The sequence below is a fragment of the Hansschlegelia sp. KR7-227 genome, from assembly GCF_049446035.1.
GTDB lineage: Bacteria > Pseudomonadota > Alphaproteobacteria > Rhizobiales > Methylopilaceae > Methylopila.
Genome location: NZ_JBMSEA010000001.1, coordinates 570,972 through 594,722, shown reverse-complemented (window position 1 = coordinate 594,722; position 23,751 = coordinate 570,972). Strand labels below are relative to the sequence as shown.

The window sequence follows — 23,751 nt, the reverse complement described above, 5'->3', positions numbered from 1 at the left end:
CCGCGACCAGCGCTGAAACGTCACCTCCTTGTCAGCACCCGCCGATACGGTCTCGGCGAGAATGAAACCAACCCCTTCCGCCTCGCACCATCAGGATCGTCATGCGCAAGCAGATCGCTACTTTCGGCCTTGCCGCCGCCATTGGCGCGTCGATGAGCGCCGTCGCGGACAAGGCGGCAGCCTTCGAGGAAAGCGCAAGAGAAGGCAGGCCAGAGATCAACGTGCAGCTCGGGCCGCGCCCCTTCTTTCTGATCAACGACATGGCCGACAGCCCGCTGAAGCGTAAGCTGCAGCAGTGCGAGAACAGGAAGTTCAAGCCCAGCGGTTTCTCGATCGGCCATCGCGGCGCGCCGCTGCAGTTCCCCGAGCACACCCGTGAGTCGTATGAGGCGGGAGCGCGCATGGGCGCCGGCGTCCTCGAATGCGACGTCGCGTTCACCAAGGACCTCCAACTGGTCTGCCGCCATGCGCAGAACGATCTGCACACGACGACGAACATTCTGCTCACGCCGCTCGCCGAAAAATGCACCAAGCCGTTCACGCCGGCGGTGATCGGCGCGGGCGGCGAGATCGTCACCCCGGCCAGCGCCGAATGCCGCACCAGCGACATCACCCTCGCCGAATTCAAGACGCTGCGCGGCAAGATGGACGCCTCCGATCGGCGCGCGACGACCGTGGAGCAATATGTCGGCGGCACGCCGGATTTCCGCACCGACCTCTATTCCGGGCCGACCAGCGGCCATCTCATGACGCATCGGGAAAGCATCGAGCTGTTCAAGCGGCTCGGCGTGAAGATGACGCCGGAGCTCAAGAGCCCGGTCGTCCCGATGCCGTTCCGCGGCTTCACGCAAGCCGAGTACGCGCAGAAGATGATCGACGAGTACAAGGCCGCGCGGGTGAAGCCGAGCGACGTTTTCCCGCAATCCTTCGACAAGAGGGACGTGCTGTACTGGATCCGGAACGAGCCGGCCTTCGGCCGTCAGGCCGTGTATCTGGACGATGCGAACACCGTGGCCGACCTGCCGAACGCAAGCGAGCTCGCGAGCTATCGTGAGCAGGGCATCCGGATCTGGGCGCCCCCGACCTTCGCGCTGCTCGCCGTGAAGGGGAAGAACAAGATCGTCCCGTCACAGGCGGCCAAGGACGCCAAGGCCGCACGCCTCGACATCATCGCCTGGTCGCTCGAGCGGTCGGGCGTCCTCGCGAACCTCGACGGCGATTTCTACTATCAGACCGTCGAGGACGCGATCGACCGAGAGGGCGATCTGATGCGCGTCATCGACGTGCTGGCGCGAGACGTCGGCGTGCGCGCCATCTTCTCCGACTGGCCGGCTCCGGTCACCTACTACGCCAACTGCATGAACATCCGGTAGGGCGCCACGCTGCCGAGGATGCGAAGAGGCCGATGCTCGGGGGGAAGCGATCCGCCCAAGCATCGGCTCAGCGCGTGACGGACTCGGCCTGTGGTCGGTGAAGTCGTGACGCGCGAGCAGGCGCGCGTTGCCGCTCGCCATCACCGGCCACAAGAGCCCGGAGGAGGTCGAGCGCTACGCCCGCGCCACAGGCCAGAGGGGGCTTGCGCGCGGCCGGAACCGGCTGGAGGAACATGGCGGGGACAACGGTTCCCGATCCTCACGTCCCAACCAGAACGGAATAGCAATCAATCCCAGTACTTAAGCCAGAAAATGGCGACCCCGGCTGGATTCGAACCAGCGACCATCAGCTTAGAAGGCCGTCGGTAGAACTACTTTTTACCATTGCTCTTCAGTCGCTTATCCGGCCTACTCTGATCCACCGTAGGGGCTGACGTAGGGGTTTTTGCAGCGGCCTTGGCCTCATGATCGGCGCGGCGGCGAGCGGTGTCGGCAGCGCGAGCGGTCATTGCGGCGCGGATATCGTCATCATCGACGTGGGCGTACTTCATGGTCGTCGTGATCGATTTGTGGCCCAGGACCTTCTGCACGATCTTGAGGTTGCCCCCTCCCCCTCTCAGCAGCCGGGTCGCCGCGGTGTGGCGCTCATCGTGGATCTTGAAGTCGACGACGCCGGCGCGCTTGCAGACCCGACTGTGCTCGGTTGACCAGCCCTCCTCGGTGATCGGGTAGCGATCTCCGCGCTTGTAGACGTTGCCGCTCTTCGGGCACCGGCGGGTCTTCTGGGCGGTGTAGGTGAAGACGTGCGTTTCGTGGCGGTCGGCCGCGGTATAGAGCGGCCACAGGATCTCGATGATGTCGGGCGTCACCGGCATCTCGCGCCACTCGTCGACCTTCGCCTCGAAAATGCGGATGACGCCGTTCGCCCAATCGACCTGGGGCCAGGTGATCAGGGCGTCGCCGCGGCGCAGGCCGGTCGCCTGAGCGAACAGCCGCAGCGCCGTGTAACCGGGGCGCTCCCACTTCTCGAGGCGGATCTCCTCGTCATGACCGAGCTCGCGGACGCGCTCCTTGGGCTCAGCGAGCGTGAGCTTGCCCCACGGCAACTCCTTGATCGGCTGGTCCCACACCGTCCGGGCGCGCGTCAGGATCCGGCGCACGATCATCGTGAAGCTGCGGTTGACCGTCGACGCGGTCACCAGCCCGAGCTTGGGATCGCCGCGGCGGTACTCCGCCCGCCGGCGAGCGATGAGCCGAGACATCAGATCGCTGGTGACGTCGGTCAGCTCGGTCTCTGCGCCAATCCAGTCGACGATACGCTCGAGGTTGCCCCAAAGATCCGGCGTGGCGCCGTGTTGGCCGACCTCATCCCAGTAGCGTCCGACGGCGACGTCGACGGTCATGGTGGCGGCCGGCTTGGCCTTCTCGGCCCGCGCTTCGGCCTTGAGGCGCTCCTTCTCAGTCTTTACCCAACGGCGCGCTGCTCGCTCTTCCGTTTCGCCCGTAGAGCACTGAATGCGATGACCGTTGACGGTGAAGTCGCACCAGTAGAACGGGGAGTCCTTGCGCGGGTAGACTGACACTGCTGAGCGCTCTGTAGGCTGCGGGCTTCCACGAATTCGGCCACGTCGGCAAGCGAGAACATCCGCCTGGGCTTCTCGACACCCATGCCAATGTTGACAGACCGGATGTTCCCCGCCTTGGCGTGCGCCCGCAACTGCTTTTCCGACATGTTGAGCAGCAGGGCGACGAACCGCAGCGGGGCCAGCGGGCGAGAGCCGAAGGCCTTGGCGAGGTGGTCGAGACGAATCTGAGATATCGCGATCATGTAGAAAACGGTCGCACAAAACCGAATCAGCGCAAGCCAAAAAGCGTTCTAGGTTAACGGTTTAGGAGGTTCACCCAGTTTGAGACGAAGTTCACCCAGCAGTTCACCCACTCGCGGCCAAATCGGTGGGTGAACTTCGCAATAATTGTGGGGGACTGGCAGCTCGCTAACCCTCAATCGGGCTCGAGCAGACCCTCAAAAAGGATCATATCCGAGACTTTTTGTCGGATTTGGGTCGAAAAGGATCAGATACGATGCGTCAGCGGGCCGGCCGAAGGCCCGTCAGCGCCCGAAATCGGCGTGCAAACTGTTTCCGCCACAACATCCAAGGTTGCGCCTGAGAGTGAGTCAGCCCGTCGCAGGCGAATGAGTTTGTGTGTTGCTGCGCGAGTTATCGGCGCGTCACAGACGACCCGCTGGCGCACCCCCGCGGGTTATGCGTCCGTCGCGACGACGCTGCGGGCGGCCTTGCGGCGAGCCTGACTGATCGCGGACGTGCTCACGCCATAGCGCGCCGCGACCGCGCCCTGGCCGTCGGCGTCGATCTCAGCCGCAAGCTGCGACCAGGCCGGCAGCTTGCGGCCGCGCGCCGAGCGAATGCCATGCAGCGCGCAAAACGCGGCGACCCGCCACTCCGGCTGGCCGAGAGCGGCGGCGATGGCATGGTGTGTCATGCCGGCGTCGACCATGCGGCGGACGGTGGGAATCGCGGCGGCGTCGAGCGGGGTCATCAGTCGCTACCCGTGGGCTTTGGCGAGATCGCGGGCGGTGGCGATGGGGAGGCGCTTAGGCATCGGTGGAGGCCCCCGGCGCCCCGATGGGCACGATCCTGTAGCCGTGTTCGCCGAGGCGCTCGATGTAGCTGCTCGTTTCGAAGGTGTTTCCGAAGTCGGTGACGGCATAGGACCCGGCGCTCTCGACTGCGTCCGCGAGCGAGATCGGCTCGGGTACAGGCTGGGGGATCATGGCCGGCTCGCGGAACTTGAGCGTAACCGTGCCGTCCTCGATGCCTTTACGGAGCTCATCGAGATCGAGGCCGACATCAGCGGCGAATGCAGCAATGGCGGACATGTGGGCGAAGGGATGGGCCATCAACGCAGATCCGCCCTCTCGACCTCGACGGCCGTGAGGCGAATCTCGATCGTATTCAGGCGATCGAGGACTTCATCGACTACGCTGGGAGCCGGATCTTCCCCCACGTCCGCCAGCCGCGCCTCGACCAGCGCGAACGCCCGGTCGAGCTCGAGCTGATCCGTCAGCGAGAACATCGTGCGAGGTCACTACAAAGCCGACGCGCCCTACAACCGTTATGCACGTTAGGCCGGCGATATTCGGAGCATCCCGACGCTTCTGCGGACGGGCATCCGCAGGTGCATCGGCGGGATGAAGCTGATCTCCAGAGCCCCAGCACCTGTTGCAGACGTCCTCGGTCATCATGCAGCCAGCAAGGCCACCAAACGACCGATACGTTGCCGTGTTGGGATAGGTGAACCGACCGGATCCACCGCACTTCGAGCAGGTCACGACCGCTTCTCCTTCGGCGGCTTCGGGCACCGCGAGAAATCGACATGCACTCGCAGGTCGCGCATCCCGCCTACCGGCAGCTTGAACGCCGGCTCCGGCGGCAGCGGGTGGAGCGACAGTACTGCGGCGACGCGCTCCCGAGGGTGGGCAGCTCCAGGGCGTCCGAGAGCTCGTCGCCGATTTCGGCTCGGCGCTCAGTGGTTATACGGGTCACTGGAACCGCCCCGCCCGAATTCGCTGGATCGAGGCCTTCAGCCAGTGCTCGCTGACGCCGAGCGCCTCGGCCGCCTGCCATGCCGGCCCTTGCGCGTAGTCACGGCGGTGATCCGGATGGCGCAGTACCCCACGGGCCGCGTGACATTGGAGGGGATGGCGGACACAGTTGATAGCGATGAGATGTGGTCGCGCGCCATGCGCATCGGCTCGTGGCCGGCCGGCCAGATATCGGTGATGACGAGGTCAATTTTCATGCCGGCACCTGGTTTTCAGCCGGCGACGTCATCAGGCACGAGAGGCTGCGCGCCTTGCGGGCGAGCTCGGTTTCGCCGTCAGCGTCCATCAGCTGCGACGCCCACCCGAGCTCGGCGACGACCTGACCAGCCTCGTCGGACACCGGCGTCTTGATCATCTTACGGAGCGCGACCAGACGATCGATTTTGGTCTGCGCCACCTCCACGACCCGGGCGATCATCTCGTCGATTTCGAGCTCGCCGCCGGGCAGTCGAGCCAGCGCCGCGCCCCGGCGATCACCAGCCTCGGCGGCGAGACCCTGGGCGATCAGATCGTCGAGATAATCAGCGATGTACTGCTCGTCGAAGGACAGAGCGTTGAGGGTCGGGTGCATCAGCGCGGCCTCCGGCGCTTGAGGGCGTCGATGCGGCGCTGGGCCTCGAGCTGGGCGTGGATCTCAGCGCCGGTCAGCGGCGCGGGAGCGGGCTCCTCGGCGTCCGGCAGCGAGTACGGGTCGGCGTCATAATCGATGACGACAGGCCCGACGACCGGAGAAGCATTATCGGGAGGGCCGGCGTTGAGCTCGGGCAAAAGCGCAGCCTTGGCCATCATCGCCAGCGCTTCGCGCGTCGCGGCGTCTGCAAGCAGGACGAATGCGGCGCCCATCCCGCGCTTGATGCCGTCGGCGAGCGCCTCTCCGCCCGCCTTGCGGTGCTCGACCGGCAGTCGCCGTAAGTCGTCGATCAGCTCCTCGAGGTAGCCCTCGGCCGTCGAGCGGATCTGCTCGATCAGATAGTCGGCCCGCTCCGGCAGCATGCCGAGGTCATCCCGCGCGGCCTCAGGAGCCAGCGACTGCGCAGCCGCCTGCGCGACCGGCGGGGTCGGCTTGGTTGTGGGCACTCCAGGCCTGCGGGGAACCATCGTGGGCAAATCCTGATCGACAGATGACACTCAACGATAATTCGGCAGGTCGCGGCCGACGTCAACGATTATCCCGTGTCAACATTGGAAAAGATTCATGCCAACAAGACGAGGTCTTGTATTAGACGCCAATTTCGGCACCAAGGCGATGCAATCAGCGTCCCGCTCCATGTGTCTGGCAACCCATCTTCGCAAGTGCTGTCAACACTACCTTTGATGGATAGCGATTAGGGATAGCAATACGCCAATCCAGCAAACGGCCCGCGTTAGTTGCTTGCGGTCGCTGGCGATAGGATGAGGCCTCGATCCGGCGCACAGGGCGCCTGGGCGTCTCAGGAGAGGTCAAAATGGGTAGGTTCGCATCGATGCTCGCTGCAGCAATTCGGGCTGTCAGCGCGGCTCTAATTGGCTCGTGGGTTCTGGTCCGCGAGCTGGGTAAATCGGTTTTGAGGTGGGTGCCGGGCCGTCCGGAGCCTTTACCGCCGCTGCCGGCCGCGGTTGCGGAGGAGCCGGCCCCCGCGCCGGCCGACATGGGCCTCGCGATGCGGGACTGGGCGGCGGAGCGGCTCAAGGGCGGCATCCCGCGGCTGCCGCGTGGCGTTGATCCTCGCCAGGCAGAGTGGGCCGCACGCCTGCTGAGCGACGAACTCGCGATCGTCGCGCGGTCGTCACCGGCGGCCGTCGGAGCTCACATTTCGGGTGGCACCCGACTGCGGGGCGTGCGGGACCTGATGTCGACCTCTGAACGGGAGGCCGCGGCCTCGGCGGCGCAGCGTGATCAGGAGAAGCAGGCGCGGCGGTCCGAGATCCGCGCGGCCCTGAGGCGCACCAGCGAGGCGCATCAGCGGCGCACCGCCGCCTGGGGCCAGCCGGAGCCGGCCACGCTGGCTATCTGAGGTCAGCCCTCGCGGATAATCGCCTCCAGATCGGCGATGTAGGCCTCGAGCTGGCGGACGCGGATCTCGGACTGCTGAAGGACCGTCAGCGCACTGCGCTTGGCGGCCCTTTCGTTTGAAAGGTGCACCCGCAGCGTTGCGATCGAATGGTCAGCATGACGCTCGAGATCGGCGATCCGGTTGTTGGCGGTGGCCAGGATCACGGCCTCGGTCTCGGTCAACACGGTGTCTCTCCATAGGGCCGGAATCTCGGCCGACTCCCCAATCTATCCCGCCAGCTATTACGTCGCAGTTGCAGAAGTCGTCGGCATTTTAGCCATCAGCGCTTTTTGAAGACGCCGGGATAGGTCGCCATCGCGTCATTCCTGGGCGAGGCAGGCACCCTCTGCGGCGCGGCGGTCTGGCGCTTCAGAGCCTCGAGCTTCTCAGTCGCCTCGGCGATTTCGGCCCGCAAGCGCGCCTCCTGCACCATCGCGAGCTTCACCTCGGCCAGCTTCTCGGCGCTGCGCTGGTCACGCAGCCAGGAGCGCTGGACCGCCCGGCTGGATGTCTTCGCGGCTTTGATGGGCGAGCCCTTCCGCATGGTCATAGGGGAGATGGCCTTCTTGCGGTCGGTCAGGTCACCGATCAGGCCACGCTCGCTCAGCGTCAAGGTCAGCTCCGCGACCGCCTCAATGGTGTCCGAGCCGCGCCCAAGTGAAACGACGTCGTGGCGCATGAACGACCGGAAGCCCTCCATCCGCACCGGCTCAGCCTTAGCCGAGGCCCTCACGACGCCATTCAACTGATCGATGGCGGGCAATAAGTGGTCGTGCTTGAACCGGATCAAGGGCAGCTCGGCGATCGCCCCGCCGAACATCTTGATGGTCTGGGCATTGATAGCGAAGCGGCTGGTGCCGATGTTGGACAGCGGCGTCCCGTGGGCGACGCCTGCGAGCTCCGCGGCGTGCCAGATCAACAAAGTAAAGGCGACCTGGCGGTTGGCCGCGAACCACGCCGGCCCCCGGATCGAGAAGAGGTCCGACTTCGATTCCAGGATCTTGAACTCCGAGGTCAGGTCGACCGCGACCCGGCCCGGCAGGCCCTCCCCGCGCTTCAAAATCGGCTTCTGGTAGTCCACGAAGCTAAACAGCGGCCGCCCGTTCAGCCGCGCGTCGTCTGACCAGACCACAGCAGCGTTCACGAGCGCCTGGAGGTCGCGGCCGACGTTCTTGAGCTGATGGCCGCTCTTCGCGATCAGCTCCTCCTTGTCGAAGACGACGGCGCTGCGGCGGACGCCATCCACCATCACTGTCGTCCGCACACCCGAGTTGATCAGCGACACCATGGACCACGCCAGGCGCTGTTGCGCCCCGCTCAGCGTCGGCAGCGCGATCCGCCTCCCCGCCGGTCCAGGGAGCGTCATGATCGCATCTGACGTCAGGCCCACGCGAGGAGACGAACCCATCACAAGCCCTCCAGAGGCCGCGGAAACACCGTCACATCATATACAAAAACCTGAAAACGGCAGACTGTTCATTCCTGACGCGTTTCCGTCCGTTCTGCGCGCCAGGTTTGGCAATACGCGGCCCATATCTATCAAGATAACTCTTAGAGGTGGGACTGGTTGCCGGCGCTACCGCGGTTTCGAGGCTCGACGCATGGGTTATCGCACCGCCCTCCGGGCGGAACATCGGGGTTGCGCGACAGGGCCTCAGATAGGTGGCTGGACCGCCTGGCGGCGGATACAGGGCTGGCAGGAAGAACGGCCCTCCGCTGCCGCTCCCGGGCCTATTCGATTGGGGTGCTGACCCCTGGAATCGGGGCTGCTGACGCCTCAGAATTGTTTTTGGGATGCTAAGACGGCGGCCCTCCCTTCGGTCGGGAAAGAGCTCCTCTGCTGACCTAAAGAGGCTTGGAAGCGCCACCGATCAAGGTGCAGCAAAGCTGACCCCTTGCCCGCCTCGATAGCATTTCCGCGCGCGCAGCAATCCCCGCCACACCGCCGTTTGCCAGCGTTTCCGCGCGCTCCGAATGCGGATGCGCTCACGTCGCCGCATCCACGTTTGTTCATTTCATAACCGCGCCGCAGACTCCCCGAATGACCGAAGAGATCCTCACCCCCGCCGCAAAATGGAAGGCCCGCCAGCAGCGCGACAGAGAGCGCAGCCAGGCCTACCGCGATGTCGCCAAGACCGTCGGCCGCCCGCTGCCGTCGGCCGTGGACCGCGCGATCGCGACCGCGGTCGGCGAGGTCTGGCGCACCAAGATCGCCGGCATCGTCGGCCTCGACCGTGACGCCCAGTCGGCTGCGTCGGCCGAACCGATCAGCCTGCACCGCGTCGCCGAACGCGCCGTCGCCATTCTCGTCGCGAAACAGGGCCGCAAGCAGGGCGTCACCGTCGACCCCAAGGTCATCGGCCGCGCCGTCATGCAGCGTCTCCGCCCGCGCCTGTCGGACCGCTATTTCCGCTCCAAGGCCAAGGGGATCGAGGTTGAGATTCACCAGATGTAACGCCGCGAATGCGGATGCGCTCACATGGCGACTGAACGTGAGAACAACTGTCGGAGTAACGGGGGACGTCGCCAATGCGCCCCACACGAAAACAGCGCCAAAGGCCCTCGAAACCGGCGCGCTGACTCTTGTCGCAGGCGAGGCGTTGGCGTAGAATACACGGCGTCGGACATAGATAGCCTGACAAAGAAGCCCCGCGGTCGCCAGCCGTGGGCAATCGCCCCGCCGGTGAAAGCCGCGCGGGGCTTCTTCTTTTCTAGCCCTGTTGCAGGGTGCAAAACGCCGTGAGTCCATCTCCCGATGGATTTCCGCGCCTCGACTCCAAAGGCCCAGATCGACCGCTTTATCGCCACCCGTCCCACGGCCACGTCGTCCCACGTGCTATCCAGCGCGCCTGAGCGGTGTCGCGCTTCAGGCCCGCCACAGCCGGACGTCCAGATCTTAATCGATTGCAGCCGTTCGTTCTGCGGCCTCTAGCATTCGGACACGCTCAGCGCCGCCAAACCAACCTCGTCGGACAGCGCTACCGCCACGCGATGGACGCCATCGCAGAGCGGTTTTGGGGCGTGGGGTGTAGGTCAGCAGATTGCCCTATCCGGGGGCCGCGGCGCGGCCGGATTGGACCGCGACACGAATTTCGGCGCCGTCGGGCTCGCCGCGCCCCTAGCCGCATCGTCGAGCGTGTCGAGGTACTCGCGGACAGAAGGGCGCGAAGTCGCCAACTCTTCCCAGCCGACGTCCTCCGCGCCGTCCGCCGAGCGCTGTCGGTTGGCGTCGGCCCGGACCAGGCTGGCGTCGACCGCGAAGCCGTCGCCGCCCACGAGCCCTCCGCCATGCAACGCCGGATAACCGTCTGGAACAGCTTGCGCAGCAGGTCACTGTCGTGAAAGCGGCCGTGGCGGTTCTTCGAGAAGGTCGAATGGTCCGGCACGTCGCCATATAGGCCGAGCCGGCAGAACCAGCGATAGGCGAGGTTCAGGTTAACCTCCTCGCAAAGTCGCCGCTCAGACAGGACGCCGCAGCAGTAGCCCACCAGAAGCATCCGGATCAGAAACTCCGGATCGATAGAAGGCCGACCCATCGGGCTGTAGAACGGAGCCAGATCCCGCCGCACCTCGGACAGGTCGACGACGCGATCAATCGCCGTCAGCAGGTGATCCCGCGGCACATGCCCCTCAAGCGAGAACTTATAGAACAGAGCCGCCTGGTCGACCCGCCGCTCGCCCATCATCGCCTCAGCCCTCCACCCGCACAGCTGAATCAGCGACGGCGCCGCGCCCAATGACCGAGTTTTTTAACGCAGTCGGCGCGAAGCGGCGGCGGCTTGCGGCCGCTCGGCGCCAACAGCAGACATTATCTCTCCGTCAGCAAGCGGACCTCCGGCGCAATATCGGATAGCGAATAGCTGCTCCCCTGCGTCGCACTCCGTGAAGATCCGGCATACGTCACGTCGGGAGACGTCGTGCCGATCGGCGAGGCCGCCCGCGACCTCACGAGACGCCACCGGCTCGATCTCGCCGATGCGCCAGACATCGTCGGCGTACTGGCCGCGCTTGGGCAACGGGTGCGCCGACCTCGCGATCACTGCCGCCCGCGGAGCGCCTGCCCCGCAATGCGGAACGGGCTCGAGATCGTGGACGCCGCGGCGTCAAGGATGAAGACGCCGGCCCGCGACACTCCCGCGCTCGATCCGCCGGCGAGTTGCGACTGCAGTTTCGGATAGATGGCCGCGAGGGCGGTGTACCGATCGTGATCGGAGCCGTTCTCGGACGCGAGCTGCGAAATGTCGACTACGCGGACGCCCTCGGCGCGGGCGGCCTCGTGAATCGCCGGATCGTCGACGTCGAGAGCCCCGACCCGTCCCCGGTCGCCCGACAGTAGTCGCGACGCGGCCAAGGCCTTGTCGTCCTTCGACACGAGCAGGGTAATCGGGCGCTGGAGCCGGCCGATCACCCGCAGCTGCTGGCGAAAGACGTCAACGTCGATGTCCGGGGCGGCGAGGACGACGTCGTTCAGCTTCCGCACGGCGTCGTCGCTCCGCTGAAGGCGGAGTTGCCGGATCGCCTCCATGGTCAGCCAGCCGCCCATGCTGTGGCCGACGAGCGTGACGCCGCCGGAGCCGGGAGCTTCGGTCAAGAGCGTCACGACGCGGGAGAGGCCGTCCCGCGAGAAGGTGACGGACTCCTTGTCGGCGACATAGCCGGCCAACGCGGCCTTCGAGGGCCACGCGAACACGACCGCGGCCCCGCCGACGTCCGCGTCGGCCTCCATCTGGGCGAGCCGGAACAGTGATTCCTGGAAGTTGTAGTTGTAGCCGTGCACGAAGAGCGCCACGTCGCGGCGCGGACCTCGCGCACGCGCCGCCGCCGCGGTCGTCTCCGCTACGAAGCGCGCCTCCGACAGAGGCGTGGACGCAATGACAGCGAAGCTCGTGGCCGGGTCCGCCTTCGCCTTCGGCCACTCGATCGACCCGGCCCTGTGGCCCGGCGGTATCGATATGACATAGCGCGCGTAGCTCACGGCGCTCGACCGGCCGTCGGTGAAGGCGGTCGGCCGGCCCGACTCCGGCGTCCGCGTCGAGGCGGCGTAGATCGTGCGGAGCTTCAGGCCGGCCACAGGAGCGACGGGATCCAGCACGTCCGCGGAGGGGCGCCCAGCGCAGCCGCCGAGGATAAGTGTCGCGGCGGCTGCGACGAGGAAGGTCCGGAATGAGGCCATGCCGGCTACGCCCTTCCGTAAGCTGCGAGAAAAACCTCGACGGCGGCCTCGACCGCCTGATCGAGCTCGACGTCCGAGTGTCGAGGCCTTGAAAGCAGCGCTTCGACATCGAAGTCGCAGCGGGCAAGGCTCAGGAACTGCCGCGCGGCCAGCGTCGGGTCGGAGACGTGGAGGCGGCCGTCGTCGTTCGCCGTTGCGAGGAAGGCGGCGATCGTCGCCGTCATCCTCAGTGGCCCCGCTTCGTGGACGATCCGGCCGACATCCGGAAAGCGCGGCACCGACCCGACGACCGCCCTGTACAGGGCGACTGTGCGGTCGTCGGTCAGCAGAACGAGGAATTTCTTAGCCATTTTCCTAAGAACGACGTCGATTTCTCCAAGATCATCTATCTCGGCGGAGACGCCGTCGATCAGCCTCCGCGCCTCGTCCTCAACGATTGCGGAGAACAGTTCCTCCTTGCTCTTGAAGTAGACGTAGAGCGTGGCTTTCGACACGCCGGATCTTGCGGCCACCATGTCCATGGTGACGACGTCAAAGCCGTGCTCCAGGAACAGGTCAGCGGCGGCCGGAAGGATCTGGGCGACCTTCTTAGGCTGCGGCGCGACGGCCGCGGGGGGGCGGGTCGCCGTCGCCGGATCCAGTTTCGCCATCGCGCGCCTCCATTAAACCGTCGAGTTCAGTCACGCTTGACAGAGACCCGCCGGCCCTTGTTAAACTGAACAGTACAGTTAGTGAGCGCGATATGCCATACCGCCGGTCTCAAAAATCGTCGCTCCTGCGGGTGGGCGCTCTGACTATCCTGATGCTCGTCCTGTCGGGATGCGACGAGCCGCCCCCGGCGGCTCCTCCCTCGCCGTCGGGGGTCCGCGTGCAGTCGACCTCTCTGAAGCGGGTGACGGACGTGGTCACCCTGACCGGTGCGATCGAGGCCCGGGTTCAGAGCGACCTGTCCTTCCGGTTCACCGGCCGGATAGCGGCGCGCCTCGTCGACGTCGGAGACCACGTCGAAGCGGGCCAGGTCCTCGCCCGGCTCGAGACGTCCGAACGGGACGCCGACGTCGCTTCGGCGGAGGCGGCGGTCGCCTCGGCTGAAGCGACGCTCAAGCAGGCGGCCACGACGTTCGAGCGCCAGAAGACGCTGCTTGAGCAGGGCTTTACCACCCGGACCAGCTACGACAACGCCAACCAGGCTCTCCAAGCCGCGCAGGCCGGGCTTCTCGGCGCCAAGTCAGCCCTCGGCGTCGCGCAGGATGCGCTCGCCAACACTGAACTGCGCGCCGACGCGGCGGGGGTCGTCACGGGCCGGAACGGCGAGGCGGGGCAGGTGGTGGACGTTGCGCAGAGCGTGTTCACCGTGGCCCGGGACGGACCGCGCGACGCCGTCTTCGAGGTACAGGAATCCCTGGTCGCGCGACCACCGGCCGAAGCGACGGTCGAGATCGCCCTCCTGGCGGATCCGGCCGTGAAGACGACCGGCAAGGTGCGCGAGGTGGCGCCTGCGGTGAATCCGGCGAGCGGCACGGTCCGCGTCAAGATCGGTATCGACCAGCCGCCGCCGGCCATGAGCCTCAGATCGGCGGTGTCGGGCGCTGGAGCCTTCCATCCGCGGGAGGTCGTGACGCTGCCGTGGACGGCCTTCTTCGTGAAGGACGGCAAGGCCGCCGTGTGGGTGGTCGACCCGAAGACCAACGTCGTTTCGCCGAAGCCGGTCGAAGTCGACAGCTATCGCACAGGCGAGCTGCTGCTGCGCTCCGGGCTCGACCCGAACGACCTTGTGGTGACTGCAGGAGGCCAGTTGCTGCGGCCCGGCCAGGTGGTGGCGCCGACCGCCGAGCCCGCTTCAGCCGACAGCGGGATTTTCAAGTGATGCGCCTTGCAGCCTTCGCGTTCGGCGCAACCGTGCTGAGCTTCATGACCGGTTGCTCCGAGGACGGCGCTGAGAAGCAGCCGCCTGCGAGGCGTCCGGTGCTTTCCATCGTCGTCCAGCCCGCGACGGAACATCAGATCGGGTTCGCCGGGACGATCCAGCCGCGCTACCAGACCGACCGAGGTTTCCAGGTTCTTGGACGGATCGTCGCCCGTCACGTCGATGTCGGCGATCTGGTGAAAGCGGGGCAGAAGCTCGCGGAGAACGATCCGCTCGTCTATCAGCTCGCCGTGCGCTCGGGCGAGGCCGAGCTCGCCCGCGCCAGGTCCGAGCTCGACCGGGCCGCCGCCAAGCGCGAGCGGACCGCGAGCCTCGTCGCGCAAAGGATCTCGAGCCAGGCCGATCTCGACTCCGCCGATCAGGCGCGAGACGCGGCCGCGGCCAGCGTCCGCCAAGCCGAGGCCAGCCTGGTGAAGTCGCGCGAGGAGTTGCGGTACACCACCCTTATCGCCGACGCGGACGGCGTGGTCACCAGCGTCGACGCCCAGGTCGGGCAGATGGCGTCGGCGGGCACGAAGGTTATGACGATCGCGCGCACCGACGTTCGGGAGGCCGTGGTCGACCTGCCCGAGGGCGTGGCGCGCGCGCTGTCCGCCGGCTCCCCGTTCGAGATCGCGCTGCAGGCGGATGCGACGATCAGGGTCGGCGGCGAGGTGCGGGAGATCGCGCCGCAGGCCGACGCCGCGACCCGCACCCGGCGCGTCAGGATCACCCTGGACCGCTCCGCCGATCCGTTCCGTCTTGGTTCGACCATATACGCCAGGGCGCTCGCCGCCGCAGGTTCCTCAGCGATCGAGATTCCCGCCACGTCGATCCTCGAACGCGACGGGGCCACGCTCGTCTGGGTCGTCGACCCTGCGTCCAGATCCGTCCGCGCCATCGCCGTCGAGGTCGCCGAACGGCTGGACGGTGACGTCCGGATCGCAAAGGGCCTCGAGGTCGGCGCGCGCGTCGTGGTCGCCGGGGTCCACAGCCTCGTCGACGGGCAGGCGGTCGCGTTCGACGAGGGAGCGGTCAAGTGAGCGGCAGCGAGAACGCCTTCAACCTGTCCGACTGGGCGCTGCGCCGCCGGTCGCTGATCTGGTACTTCATGATCGTCTCGGCCCTCGCCGGGCTGTTCTCATACTTCAACCTCGGCCGGGCCGAGGATCCCGACTTCACGATCAAGACGATGATCATCGACGCGACCTGGCCCGGGGCCACCGTCGAGGACACGATCAACCAGGTGACAGACCGGATCGAGAAGAAGCTCGAGGAGGTCGAGAATTTCGACTACGCCAAGAGCCTGACGACGCCGGGACGGACGACCGTCTACGTCAACCTGAGGGATACGACGAAGAAAGCCGCCGTCCCGATCGCCTGGCTCCGCATCCGCAACCTCATGAACGACATCAAGGGCGAGCTGCCGAGCGGCGTCCAAGGACCGTTCTTCAATGACGATTTCGGCGACGTGTTCGGCAACGTCTACGCCTTCACCGCGGACGGGCTGACCAAGCGGCAGTTGCGCGACTATGTCGAGGATGTGCGCAAGAAGGTCCTGACCGTGCCGGACGCCGGCAAGGTCAACCTGATCGGCGCGCAGGACGAGGTGATCTATCTCGAGTTCTCGACGCGAGAGATCGCCGCTCTCGGGATCACCCAGAAGCTCGTTGTGGACACCCTGACGGCGCAAAACGCGATCACGCCGTCCGGCGTCATCGAGGCGAACGGCGAGCGGGTCAGCGTGCGCGTCAGCGGCCCGTTCACGTCCGAAGAGAGCCTGCGGTCGTTGAACCTCAGGATCAACGACCGCTTCTTTCGGCTCGGCGACGTCGCGACCATCCGCCGAGGCTATGTCGATCCGCCGACCATGCTGTTCCGCTACAAGGGCGAGCCCGCTATCGGCCTCGCCATCGGCATGAAGCCGAACGCCAACCTCACCGTCTTCGGCGAGGCGCTGAAGGCCGAGATGGCCCGCGTCGAGGGCGAGCTTCCGATCGGCGTGGGCGTGCACCAGGTCTCCGACCAGCCGGCGATCGTCGAGGAGGCCGTCGGCGGCTTCATCAAGGCGCTGATCGAGGCCGTCGTCATCGTGCTCGTGGTGAGCTTCATCAGCCTCGGCTTTCGGGCGGGCCTGGTCGTCGCCGTCACGATCCCTCTGGTGCTCGCAATGACCTTCCTAGTGATGGAGGTCTATGGCGTCTCCCTGCAGCGCATCTCGCTCGGCGCGCTGATCATCGCGCTCGGTCTGCTGGTCGATGACGCCATGATCGCGGTCGAGATGATGATCGCCCGTCTCGAGCTCGGCGAGCCGCTCACCAAGGCGGCGACCTACGTCTACACCCACACCGCGTTCCCGATGCTCACGGGCACGCTGGTGACGATCGTCAGCTTCTTCCCCGTCGCCTTCAACAACGGCAGCGCGGGCGAGTTCACCTTCACCCTGTTCGTCGTCATCGCCGCGGCCCTGATCATCTCATGGGTGGTGGCGGTCCTGTTCGTGCCGCTTATCGGCGTCACGCTGCTGCCTAAGCAGCTCAAGAGCCACGCTCATGAGAAGGGCTGGTTCGGCCGCGCCTTCGAGCGACTTCTCCGGATCTGCGTCGCCTGGAAGTGGCTGACGATCGTCGCGACGGTCGCGCTGTTTGGCTTGTCAATCTTCGGGATGAGGTTCGTCCAGCAGCAGTTCTTCCCGTCGTCCGACCGGCGAGAGCTGATCGTCGACTGGACGCTTCCGCAGAACGCCTCGATCACAGAGACGCGGGCGCAGATGGACCGGTTCGAGAAAGCGGCCCTCGCCGGCGACCCCGACGTCGAGCACTGGTCGTCCTATGTCGGCCAGGGCGCGGTGCGCTTCATGCTGTCCTATGACGTCCAGCCGGCGAGCCCGAACTTCGGCCAGATCGTCATCGTCACCACGGATCTCGAGGCCAGGAACCGGCTGCGTTCCAAGCTCGAGACGATCGTGAAGCGGGACTTCGTCGGGACGGACGCCTTCGTCCACCTGCTCGACATCGGACCGCCTGTCGGGCGCGCCGTCCAGTACCGGATCAGCGGGCCGGACCTGCAGGGCGTCCGTGAGCAGGCGCAGAAGTTCGCCGCTGTGATAGGCAAGAACCCTAACCTTGGCCAAGTCGTCTACGACTGGAACGAGCCCGGCCGGGTGGTGAAGGTCGATGTGCTGCAGGACAAGGCCGCCCAGCTCGGCGTGACGTCGGAATCGATCGCCGCCACGCTCAACAGCGTTGTGGGCGGCTCCACGGCGACCCAGGTGCGCGACAGCATCTATCTCGTTGACGTGATGGGACGGGCGCGCGACGCGGACCGCTCGTCGATCGAGACGCTGCAGAACCTGCAGATTCCGACCAGCGACGGCTCGTCCGTGGTTCCGCTCGCGGCGATCGCAAACCTGCGCTACGAGGCCGAACAGCCTCTCGTGTGGCGTCGGAGCCGCCTTCCGACCATCACCATCAAGGCAAGCGTAGAGACCGACGTCCAGCCCGCGACGGTGGTCGCGCAGCTTGATCCCGATATCAAGCGGCTGATCGGAGACCTGCCGAATCGCTACCATGTGGCGGTCGGCGGGTCCGTGGAGGAGAGCGCGAAGGGCCAGGGACCGATCATCGCTGTGATCCCCATGATGCTGCTCGTCATGGCGACGATCCTCATGATCCAGCTGCAGAGCTTCCAGAGGCTGTTCCTGGTGGTCGTGGTGGCGCCGCTCGGGCTGATCGGCGTCGTCGCCGCGCTTGTCCCGAGCGGAGCCCCTCTGGGCTTCGTCGCCATCCTCGGCGTACTGGCGCTGATCGGCATCCTGATCCGCAACTCCGTCATCCTCGTCATGCAGATCGAGGAACTGCGGGCCGAGGGGCTCGACGGCTGGAGCGCGGTGATCGAGGCGACGGAGCATCGCATGAGGCCGATCCTGTTGACCGCGGCCGCGGCGAGCCTCGCGCTCATCCCCATCGCCTTCGAAGTGTTCTGGGGCCCGATGGCCTTCGCGATGATGGGCGGCATCATCATCGGCACGGTGCTTACGCTGCTGTTCCTTCCCGCCCTCTACATCGCGTGGTTCCGACTGAAGGAGCCGAGCGAAACGAAGCCTGCAGGTCTTTGACGAGACGCCTGGCTGCTGCGGAGGAAACCAGCGTCAGAGCGGGTTACAGCGGATCAGGTCTCACGCTGAACTGACTCCGCGGCCTGACCGCCGGAGCCTGGAGAACTCCCTGAGGGGCGGCGCGATGGGCGCGTCGCCCCTCATTGGTCAGTTCGCGCGGGCGACCTCCACCAGGTTGTCCGAGAACGTCGGTGAGTGCCCCATGTCGCCGAACTGGTGCTAGGAGATCGAGTTCACCGTGCCCTCGTTGAGCTGCCCCAGTAGCCCAGCGTCGCCACCACGATCCGGGGGTTCACGTCGTCGGTGATGCGGGCGACGCCCTTCCGAGGGTGTAGTCGACATAGTCCTGGTCGACGAGGCCCTGTTCGATGATCGCGTTGATCAACGCCATGGCGAACGCGCGTTCGGTCCCCGGCGTCGGCGCGATGTGCCAGTCGGCGGCCTTCGCGGTGCGCGAGGCGTAATTGTCGATCACGACGACCTTCGCGCCGTTCATCTGCGCGTCCTTCACGATCGCCCACGCTGTCGAGCGGAGCGGCGTTCGACTTCAACGTGGAGGCGGCGGACGACATCTTGGTGCTCGGGTATTCGTCACTCGACGAACGCCAGAACGCCGAGGCGGTCTGGAAGCAGGCTTATTCTGCCTCCGAGCGTGGCCTTCGGACCCGATGATGAACTGGGGCGAGGCGTCGTCAGACGCTGACCTCACGGCAACCCTCGCCGCGCCAAAGGTCCCACGTCGCGAGAACCGTCAGCGATCGAGAAGCGGCTCGACCGCCGACGCCACCCGCCGCCGCGCATCCAGCCCCAGCGGCAGGATCGGCCGTGGCGGCACCGCCTTTCCGAGACCGAGAATGTCGAGAAGCGCGTACATGACGCGCAGGCTGCCGTAGGTCTTGAACGTGTCCCAGAGCGGCCCCAGCGCGTCGTCGATGCGTCGCGCGCCTTCGGGGTCGCCTGACTGCGCCGCCCGGACCAGAGCGACGGTCGGCCGTGGAAGCATGCCTCCGAGAACGCTGTAGAAGGCGTCGGCCCCGGCCAGCATGGCGTCCGCCATGCCCCAGTCGCCGCTGTAGCCGATGGAGAGCCCCGTGCGGGCGCGAAGCGCGGCGATCTCCCCGGCGAAGTCGCCGCCCGCCGGCAGGGGCATCTTCACCGCCCGGATCGTCTCGATCTTCGAAAGCCGCGCCAGAAGCTCCGCGCCGAAGGTGAAATGGGTCGTACCCGGATTGTTGTAGATGCAGAGCGGAAGGCCCGAGACCGATGCGACGGCGCGAAAGTGCTCGTAGGCCTCGTCTTGCGTCAGCGGCGTGTAGGAGACCGGGGCCATTAGAAGCGCATCGGCTCCGGCGGCCTCCGCGTCGCGCGCGAGCGCCTGCGCCTGGTCGGTGCGCAGCGCCCCGACCCCGACGACCAGCGGCGTCCGCCCGCCGACGCATTCCGCCGCCGCCGTGACGGCGCGCCGCCGCTCGTCCCGCGTCAGGTAGGCGTAGACGCCCGTCGAGCCGAGGAGACCGATCGAATCGACGCCGGCCTCGCACAGTCGCTCAAGCAAGCGGGCGAGCGTCCCAGCGTCGACGCGGCCCTGCTCGTCGGCTGGGGTGAGCGGGAAGGCCGACAGGCCGCAGAAGGGATCCGGCATCGACTTCGTCCTTGGGCAGGGTCATCGGGACAGGAGGAGACGGACGCCAGCGCCCGCAAAGAAGACCGCAAGCCCGGCTTCGATCCAGCGCCGCGCCCGCGCATACGCGCGCACCATTGGCGCCGTGGAGAACAGCAGGGCGTAGCCCGAGAAGATCAGGACGCCGAGCAGCACGCAGCCGCCGAAGGCAACCGTCACGGTTTCCGGCGGAGCGCCCGGCTTCAGGCCGAGCGACATGATCGCGACCCAGGCGAGGACCGCCTTTGGGTTCCCGGCATGCATGAGGAGGCCCCGGCGGTAGAGGCCCCAGCCTCCCGGCGACGTGGCGGCCGGCGCTTCAGCCGTCCTGTCCGGAGCCGCCGCGGATCGGGCTGCCCGCCATGCGAGCCAGAGGAGGTAGACGCCGCCGCCCAGTTTGAGGATGACCAGCGCCTGGGCATAGGTCGCGAGCACGGTCGAGATGCCGCTCGCCGCGATCAACCCCCAGCAGGTCGACATGGTGACGACGCCGGAGGCCAGCGCCAGCGCAGGCCGGCGGCCATATCGCATGGCCGCATTCATGATCGCTAGGTTGCTCGGGCCAGGACTTCCGGCCGCGACGACGTAGGCGGCGTAGACGATCAGAAGATCCTGCAGGTGCATTGGTGGTGGCCTGTCTGAAGAACGCCCGCGATCAGGGAGCTCGCCAGCGCCAGCATAACGAGGGCGACGAGAGCATCCAGCACCCGCCATGCGGTCGGGCGCGTGAACAAGGGCTGCAGGATTCGTGCGCCGTAGCCCAGAGCGGCGAACCAGGCGAAGCTCGCGGTCGCCGCGCCCAGCACGAAGAACAGCCGCGTGGCCTCAGGCTGCGCCGACCCCGCCGCGCCCATGAGGAGCACGGTGTCGAGATAGACGTGCGGGTTCAAGAAGGTGAAGGCTGCACAGGCCGCCATGGCGCGCCCGAGCGTCATGCCCTCCGCCGTGGCGACCGCCGCCGCCCCGGGCGCGGCCATGCGGCGCAGCGCGGCGACCCCATACCAGCCGAGGAAGACCGCGCCGCCGAGCGAAAGCAGCGTCGTCAGTCGCGGCGCGGCGGCCAGGAAGGCGCCGACGCCCGCGACGCCCGTAAGGATCAACACGGCGTCGGCACATCCGCAGAACAGGACGATCGGCCCGACATGCTCGCGTCGCAGCCCTTGGCGCAGAACGAAGACGTTCTGCGCGCCGATCGCCATGATGAGCGCCGCGGACAGGACGAAGCCGGTGAGAAACGGCGCGAGAGGGTTTGCCATGACGGCGCTCTTCGCGCCGCCCACGTGATAAGGAAAGCTTGTATTTCTAACGTAGATGAAGGGTTGCTTCATCCATGATGGATTACGCCTCCTTGGCCGCCGTCGGCGCCGTGATCCGCGAGGGCAGCTTCGAGCGTGCGGCCAACGTGCTGCGGATCACGCCTTCGGCGATCTCGCAGCGCGTGCGTGGGCTCGAGGAACGGCTCGGGGCGATCCTGATCGTCCGGGGGCAGCCCTGTTCGCCTACCGAGCTCGGGCGCATCCTTTGCGCGCATCTCGACCGCGTCGCGTTGCTGGAGGCGGACGTCGCGCCGGCCTTGTCCCGTGCGGGCGAAGTTGCGGGTCTGCCTCTCGCGTTGAAAGTGGCCGTGAACGCCGACAGCCTCGCGACGTGGTTCCCACAGGCTGCGGCCGACTTCGGACGGAGCGCCGGCGCCTCGCTGACCTGATGCTCGACGATGAGGGTCACACCGCCGACCGGCTTCGCTCGGGCGAGGTCCTGGCCGCTGTGACGGCTGATCCTCAGCCCGTGCAGGGATGCAGGACGATTGCGCTCGGCGCGCTGCGCTACGTCGCGTGCGCCAGCCCCGACTTCGCGGCCCGCCATTTCGGAGAAGGCGTGAACGCCGCAACCCTGTCAAAGGCTCCGCTCCTGCGCTTCGACAGGCGCGACGGTGTTCAGGCCCGTTGGGCCTCCGAGGCGCATGGCGTCGTTCTTGAGGGACCGACGCACTGGATCCCTTCCACTTACGGCTTTCTCGACCTTGCACGCGCCGGGCTGGCATGGGGGATGCAGCCTCTCACACTCGCTGAAGCCCACATCGTCGCTGGCCGATTGATCGAATTGCCTCCGGCGCGACGTGTGGACGTAAAGCTCTATTGGACGATAGCCCGGCTTCCTTCCGCGATGGTGCGCCGGCTGACCGACGCCGTTCGAACCGCGGCGGCGCGACACCTCGCACAGTGAGTGGCTGAGCAGGGGCTTGGCGGCGCTGGCGCAGAATCGAAGCCCAAGGCGCGCTCTTCGTCCTCCGCTCAAAATCGCGATTGAGTGGCCCTCCACCTCATGAAGCCTTGTAGACAAAACACGAGATCGCCGACGAAGACCGCATGTCAGCGGAGCGGAGAGAAGGCGGGGGAACCAACCAGTTGATAGTGAGCTACCCTATCAAGGCGTGATCAGGATCGTTCCCTTCACCCGGCGTTCCTCGGCGGCGCGGTGGGCCTCTGCGATGTCGTCGAGCGCAAATCGGGCTCCGATATCGGCCTTCACATGGCCCTGCGCGATGGCGTCAAAGAGATCGGCTGCGTTGGCGCGGAAGGTCGCCGGGTCCGCGTTGTGAGGGAACACGGAAGGCCGCGTCAGGAAAAGGCAGCCCTTCTTGTTCAGCAACTCGGGGTCGATGGCCGGCGCCTTGCCCGAAGAGGCGCCATAGCTCACCACGAGGCCGAACGGCGCGGCGCAATCGAGCGAGCGCAGCAGCGTGGCCCTGCCAATAGCGTCGTAGACGACGCGAGCCTTCGTTCCGGAGGCCGCGAGAAAAGCTTCCGGCCACTGCGGATCATCGAGGTCGAGCACCTCCTTGCATCCGGCCGCGAGCGCGGTCTCGCGCTTTTCCGGCGAGCCGGTGCTGCCGAAAACGATCGCTCCCAGCGCCGTGGCCCAGCGCGTCAGAATCTGACCGACGCCGCCGGCGGCCGAATGGACGAATAGCACGTCTCCGGGGTCGACCTTATGGGTCCGGCGCAAGAGATATTGCGCGGTCATGCCCTTGAACAGCAATGTCGCCGCCATCTCGTCGCTGACGCTCTCAGGGAGCTTAACCAGTTTATCGGCGGGGACATTGCGCCGATCGGAATAGGCTCCCACACCCGCGTTCATATAGGCGACGCGCTCGCCGACCGCATGATCCGAGACGCCCGGGCCGACGGCCTCGACGACGCCCGCGGCCTCGAAGCCGAGGCCCGTGGGCAGCGGCAGCGGATAGACGCCCTTGCGCTGATAGATGTCGATGAAGTTGAATCCGATCGCCTTATGACGGATCTGGACCTCGCCGGCGGCGGGCGGCGGAACGTCCCGTCGCACCAACTTCAGGACGTCTGGATCTCCGAATTCGACCAGTTCGACTTTGCGGCTCGCCGTCATGCTCGATGACCTCCCCAGGATCCGGACATCTGATACACAGGCATAGGTACGATGCAAATCGTACCTATGCGACCATAGAGCGACCAATGCCCGACGAGAGCGGTCACCCCGACGTCGACGAGATGGAGATCGGCGCTATCTTCGCCGCACTCGCCGATCCGATACGCCGGAAGGTCGTGCTGGCGCTGGCCGCCGATCGCGACTGCGTCCGCCATTGCAGCGCATTCGATCTGCCGGTCGCGAAGGCAACGCGAACCCATCATTTCCGCGTCCTGCGCGAATCCGGGCTCATTCGGCAGGTCGATCTCGGCAACAGCCGCACTAACCAGCTGCGCTGGCAGGATCTCGAAAGGCGCTTCCCCGACCTACTGCGCCTGCTCGCCTCAGAAGCCGACGATAGAGCAAGAACGAACGGCAAGATGGCGCGAGGTGAATAACATCGCAGCCTTGGGCGGGAGCCTC

Annotated in this window: 24 protein-coding genes and 2 pseudogenes; 9 read left to right on the top strand and 17 right to left on the bottom strand. The window is 66.4% G+C overall.

Annotated features, from left to right (window positions below):
• The first annotated feature begins 101 nt into the window (after window positions 1-101).
• Window positions 102-1,373: a glycerophosphodiester phosphodiesterase family protein gene (locus tag ACO2RJ_RS02765; protein ID WP_423266478.1), complete on the top strand. Its 1,272-nt coding sequence runs from the start codon at window positions 102-104 to the stop codon at window positions 1,371-1,373.
• Between the two features lie 371 nt (window positions 1,374-1,744).
• Here ACO2RJ_RS02765 and ACO2RJ_RS02760 read toward each other — a convergent pair whose 3' ends face one another.
• The 7 genes from ACO2RJ_RS02760 to ACO2RJ_RS02730 all read right to left on the bottom strand — a co-directional run bounded on the left by ACO2RJ_RS02760 (window position 1,745) and on the right by ACO2RJ_RS02730 (window position 6,075).
• Window positions 1,745-2,776, bottom strand: coding sequence for a tyrosine-type recombinase/integrase (locus tag ACO2RJ_RS02760; protein ID WP_423266477.1), 1,032 nt, complete (start codon window positions 2,774-2,776; stop codon window positions 1,745-1,747).
• A 62-nt stretch (window positions 2,777-2,838) separates the two neighbouring features.
• Window positions 2,839-3,201, bottom strand: coding sequence for a hypothetical protein (locus ACO2RJ_RS02755; RefSeq protein ID WP_423266476.1), 363 nt, complete (start codon window positions 3,199-3,201; stop codon window positions 2,839-2,841).
• 434 nt (window positions 3,202-3,635) lie between these two features.
• Window positions 3,636-3,932, bottom strand: coding sequence for a hypothetical protein (locus ACO2RJ_RS02750; RefSeq protein ID WP_423266475.1), 297 nt, complete (start codon window positions 3,930-3,932; stop codon window positions 3,636-3,638).
• A gap of 55 nt (window positions 3,933-3,987) precedes the next feature.
• Entirely contained in the window at window positions 3,988-4,293 is a 306-nt protein-coding gene (locus ACO2RJ_RS02745; RefSeq protein ID WP_423266474.1) for a hypothetical protein, read from the bottom strand.
• Complete coding sequence (locus ACO2RJ_RS02740) at window positions 4,293-4,469, bottom strand: hypothetical protein (protein WP_423266473.1); 177 nt, start codon at window positions 4,467-4,469, stop codon at window positions 4,293-4,295. Before ACO2RJ_RS02740 ends, ACO2RJ_RS02745 begins: the two co-directional genes overlap by 1 nt.
• A 722-nt stretch (window positions 4,470-5,191) precedes the next feature.
• Window positions 5,192-5,569 carry a hypothetical protein gene (locus ACO2RJ_RS02735; protein ID WP_423266472.1) on the bottom strand — a complete coding sequence of 126 codons (378 nt, stop codon included), beginning with the start codon at window positions 5,567-5,569 and terminating at the stop codon, window positions 5,192-5,194.
• Window positions 5,569-6,075 (bottom strand): hypothetical protein, encoded by a 507-nt coding sequence (locus ACO2RJ_RS02730; protein WP_423266471.1) that lies wholly within the window; start codon window positions 6,073-6,075, stop codon window positions 5,569-5,571. Before ACO2RJ_RS02730 ends, ACO2RJ_RS02735 begins: the two co-directional genes overlap by 1 nt.
• A 368-nt stretch (window positions 6,076-6,443) precedes the next feature.
• Between ACO2RJ_RS02730 and ACO2RJ_RS02725 the strand changes: the two genes are divergently transcribed.
• The gene (locus ACO2RJ_RS02725; protein ID WP_423266470.1) at window positions 6,444-6,992 is read left to right on the top strand and encodes a hypothetical protein; all 549 of its coding nucleotides are present in this window, start codon (window positions 6,444-6,446) and stop codon (window positions 6,990-6,992) included.
• Between the two features lie 2 nt (window positions 6,993-6,994).
• Here the strand turns inward: ACO2RJ_RS02725 and ACO2RJ_RS02720 are convergent, their stop codons facing one another.
• On the bottom strand, window positions 6,995-7,213 hold the full coding sequence (locus tag ACO2RJ_RS02720; RefSeq protein ID WP_423266469.1) for a hypothetical protein: 219 nt from the start codon (window positions 7,211-7,213) through the stop codon (window positions 6,995-6,997).
• A 98-nt stretch (window positions 7,214-7,311) separates the two neighbouring features.
• On the bottom strand, window positions 7,312-8,319 hold the full coding sequence (locus ACO2RJ_RS02715; protein WP_423266468.1) for a hypothetical protein: 1,008 nt from the start codon (window positions 8,317-8,319) through the stop codon (window positions 7,312-7,314).
• Window positions 8,320-9,072: 753 nt separating this feature from the next.
• Here ACO2RJ_RS02715 and ACO2RJ_RS02710 point away from each other — a divergent pair.
• Entirely contained in the window at window positions 9,073-9,486 is a 414-nt protein-coding gene (locus tag ACO2RJ_RS02710) for a hypothetical protein (RefSeq protein WP_423266467.1), read from the top strand.
• Between the two features lie 608 nt (window positions 9,487-10,094).
• Here the strand turns inward: ACO2RJ_RS02710 and ACO2RJ_RS02705 are convergent.
• The 3 genes and pseudogenes from ACO2RJ_RS02705 to ACO2RJ_RS02695 form a co-directional block, all read right to left on the bottom strand.
• Window positions 10,095-10,717: pseudogene (locus ACO2RJ_RS02705) on the bottom strand (transposase); the annotation flags it as partial.
• 350 nt (window positions 10,718-11,067) lie between these two features.
• Entirely contained in the window at window positions 11,068-12,204 is a 1,137-nt protein-coding gene (locus ACO2RJ_RS02700; protein WP_423266466.1) for an alpha/beta hydrolase, read from the bottom strand.
• Window positions 12,205-12,209: 5 nt separating this feature from the next.
• Window positions 12,210-12,854 carry a TetR/AcrR family transcriptional regulator gene (locus tag ACO2RJ_RS02695; RefSeq protein WP_423266465.1) on the bottom strand — a complete coding sequence of 215 codons (645 nt, stop codon included), beginning with the start codon at window positions 12,852-12,854 and terminating at the stop codon, window positions 12,210-12,212.
• A gap of 92 nt (window positions 12,855-12,946) precedes the next feature.
• Between ACO2RJ_RS02695 and ACO2RJ_RS02690 the strand changes: the two genes are divergently transcribed.
• The 3 genes from ACO2RJ_RS02690 to ACO2RJ_RS02680 are packed head-to-tail and all read left to right on the top strand — an operon-like array spanning window position 12,947 to window position 18,227.
• Complete coding sequence (locus ACO2RJ_RS02690; RefSeq protein ID WP_423266463.1) at window positions 12,947-14,071, top strand: efflux RND transporter periplasmic adaptor subunit; 1,125 nt, start codon at window positions 12,947-12,949, stop codon at window positions 14,069-14,071.
• Window positions 14,071-15,153, top strand: a complete 1,083-nt coding sequence (locus ACO2RJ_RS02685) for an efflux RND transporter periplasmic adaptor subunit (RefSeq protein ID WP_423266462.1) — start codon at window positions 14,071-14,073, stop codon at window positions 15,151-15,153. The genes ACO2RJ_RS02690 and ACO2RJ_RS02685 overlap by 1 nt, the downstream gene beginning before the upstream one ends.
• On the top strand, window positions 15,150-18,227 hold the full coding sequence (locus tag ACO2RJ_RS02680; RefSeq protein ID WP_423266461.1) for an efflux RND transporter permease subunit: 3,078 nt from the start codon (window positions 15,150-15,152) through the stop codon (window positions 18,225-18,227). Before ACO2RJ_RS02685 ends, ACO2RJ_RS02680 begins: the two co-directional genes overlap by 4 nt.
• A gap of 322 nt (window positions 18,228-18,549) precedes the next feature.
• On the opposite strand, the pseudogene ACO2RJ_RS02675 reads toward ACO2RJ_RS02680, so the two are convergent.
• The 4 genes and pseudogenes from ACO2RJ_RS02675 to ACO2RJ_RS02660 form a co-directional block, all read right to left on the bottom strand.
• Window positions 18,550-18,747 (bottom strand): annotated as a pseudogene (locus ACO2RJ_RS02675) (hypothetical protein); the annotation flags it as partial.
• A gap of 231 nt (window positions 18,748-18,978) precedes the next feature.
• Window positions 18,979-19,869, bottom strand: coding sequence for a dihydrodipicolinate synthase family protein (locus ACO2RJ_RS02670; protein ID WP_423266460.1), 891 nt, complete (start codon window positions 19,867-19,869; stop codon window positions 18,979-18,981).
• A gap of 21 nt (window positions 19,870-19,890) precedes the next feature.
• Window positions 19,891-20,505: a LysE family translocator gene (locus ACO2RJ_RS02665; protein WP_423268893.1), complete on the bottom strand. Its 615-nt coding sequence runs from the start codon at window positions 20,503-20,505 to the stop codon at window positions 19,891-19,893.
• The gene (locus ACO2RJ_RS02660) at window positions 20,490-21,143 is read right to left on the bottom strand and encodes a LysE/ArgO family amino acid transporter (RefSeq protein WP_423266459.1); all 654 of its coding nucleotides are present in this window, start codon (window positions 21,141-21,143) and stop codon (window positions 20,490-20,492) included. The genes ACO2RJ_RS02665 and ACO2RJ_RS02660 overlap by 16 nt, the downstream gene beginning before the upstream one ends.
• Window positions 21,144-21,235: 92 nt before the next feature.
• Between ACO2RJ_RS02660 and ACO2RJ_RS02655 the strand changes: the two genes are divergently transcribed.
• The gene (locus tag ACO2RJ_RS02655) at window positions 21,236-21,592 is read left to right on the top strand and encodes a LysR family transcriptional regulator (RefSeq protein ID WP_423266458.1); all 357 of its coding nucleotides are present in this window, start codon (window positions 21,236-21,238) and stop codon (window positions 21,590-21,592) included.
• Window positions 21,592-22,110, top strand: a complete 519-nt coding sequence (locus ACO2RJ_RS02650; RefSeq protein ID WP_423266457.1) for a LysR substrate-binding domain-containing protein — start codon at window positions 21,592-21,594, stop codon at window positions 22,108-22,110. The genes ACO2RJ_RS02655 and ACO2RJ_RS02650 overlap by 1 nt, the downstream gene beginning before the upstream one ends.
• A gap of 201 nt (window positions 22,111-22,311) precedes the next feature.
• Here ACO2RJ_RS02650 and ACO2RJ_RS02645 read toward each other — a convergent pair whose 3' ends face one another.
• Window positions 22,312-23,289 carry a quinone oxidoreductase family protein gene (locus tag ACO2RJ_RS02645; protein WP_423266456.1) on the bottom strand — a complete coding sequence of 326 codons (978 nt, stop codon included), beginning with the start codon at window positions 23,287-23,289 and terminating at the stop codon, window positions 22,312-22,314.
• Window positions 23,290-23,375: 86 nt separating this feature from the next.
• Between ACO2RJ_RS02645 and ACO2RJ_RS02640 the strand changes: the two genes are divergently transcribed.
• Complete coding sequence (locus ACO2RJ_RS02640; RefSeq protein ID WP_423266455.1) at window positions 23,376-23,726, top strand: ArsR/SmtB family transcription factor; 351 nt, start codon at window positions 23,376-23,378, stop codon at window positions 23,724-23,726.
• Window positions 23,727-23,751 lie beyond the last annotated feature (25 nt).

Excerpts from the sequence above, each read along its gene's own strand:
- ACO2RJ_RS02765 (WP_423266478.1), top strand. The coding sequence starts at position 102 with ATGCGCAAGCAGATCGCTACTTTCGGCCTTGCCGCCGCCATTGGCGCG.
- ACO2RJ_RS02760 (WP_423266477.1), bottom strand. The coding sequence starts at position 2,776 with ATGACCGTCGACGTCGCCGTCGGACGCTACTGGGATGAGGTCGGCCAA.
- ACO2RJ_RS02755 (WP_423266476.1), bottom strand. The coding sequence starts at position 3,201 with ATGATCGCGATATCTCAGATTCGTCTCGACCACCTCGCCAAGGCCTTC.
- ACO2RJ_RS02750 (WP_423266475.1), bottom strand. The coding sequence starts at position 3,932 with ATGACCCCGCTCGACGCCGCCGCGATTCCCACCGTCCGCCGCATGGTC.
- ACO2RJ_RS02745 (WP_423266474.1), bottom strand. The coding sequence starts at position 4,293 with ATGGCCCATCCCTTCGCCCACATGTCCGCCATTGCTGCATTCGCCGCT.
- ACO2RJ_RS02740 (WP_423266473.1), bottom strand. The coding sequence starts at position 4,469 with ATGTTCTCGCTGACGGATCAGCTCGAGCTCGACCGGGCGTTCGCGCTG.
- ACO2RJ_RS02735 (WP_423266472.1), bottom strand. The coding sequence starts at position 5,569 with ATGCACCCGACCCTCAACGCTCTGTCCTTCGACGAGCAGTACATCGCT.
- ACO2RJ_RS02725 (WP_423266470.1), top strand. The coding sequence starts at position 6,444 with ATGGGTAGGTTCGCATCGATGCTCGCTGCAGCAATTCGGGCTGTCAGC.
- ACO2RJ_RS02715 (WP_423266468.1), bottom strand. The coding sequence starts at position 8,319 with ATGGTGTCGCTGATCAACTCGGGTGTGCGGACGACAGTGATGGTGGAT.
- ACO2RJ_RS02710 (WP_423266467.1), top strand. The coding sequence starts at position 9,073 with ATGACCGAAGAGATCCTCACCCCCGCCGCAAAATGGAAGGCCCGCCAG.
- ACO2RJ_RS02700 (WP_423266466.1), bottom strand. The coding sequence starts at position 12,204 with ATGGCCTCATTCCGGACCTTCCTCGTCGCAGCCGCCGCGACACTTATC.
- ACO2RJ_RS02695 (WP_423266465.1), bottom strand. The coding sequence starts at position 12,854 with ATGGCGAAACTGGATCCGGCGACGGCGACCCGCCCCCCCGCGGCCGTC.
- ACO2RJ_RS02690 (WP_423266463.1), top strand. The coding sequence starts at position 12,947 with ATGCCATACCGCCGGTCTCAAAAATCGTCGCTCCTGCGGGTGGGCGCT.
- ACO2RJ_RS02685 (WP_423266462.1), top strand. The coding sequence starts at position 14,071 with ATGCGCCTTGCAGCCTTCGCGTTCGGCGCAACCGTGCTGAGCTTCATG.
- ACO2RJ_RS02670 (WP_423266460.1), bottom strand. The coding sequence starts at position 19,869 with ATGCCGGATCCCTTCTGCGGCCTGTCGGCCTTCCCGCTCACCCCAGCC.
- ACO2RJ_RS02660 (WP_423266459.1), bottom strand. The coding sequence starts at position 21,143 with ATGGCAAACCCTCTCGCGCCGTTTCTCACCGGCTTCGTCCTGTCCGCG.
- ACO2RJ_RS02650 (WP_423266457.1), top strand. The coding sequence starts at position 21,592 with ATGCTCGACGATGAGGGTCACACCGCCGACCGGCTTCGCTCGGGCGAG.
- ACO2RJ_RS02645 (WP_423266456.1), bottom strand. The coding sequence starts at position 23,289 with ATGACGGCGAGCCGCAAAGTCGAACTGGTCGAATTCGGAGATCCAGAC.
- ACO2RJ_RS02640 (WP_423266455.1), top strand. The coding sequence starts at position 23,376 with ATGCCCGACGAGAGCGGTCACCCCGACGTCGACGAGATGGAGATCGGC.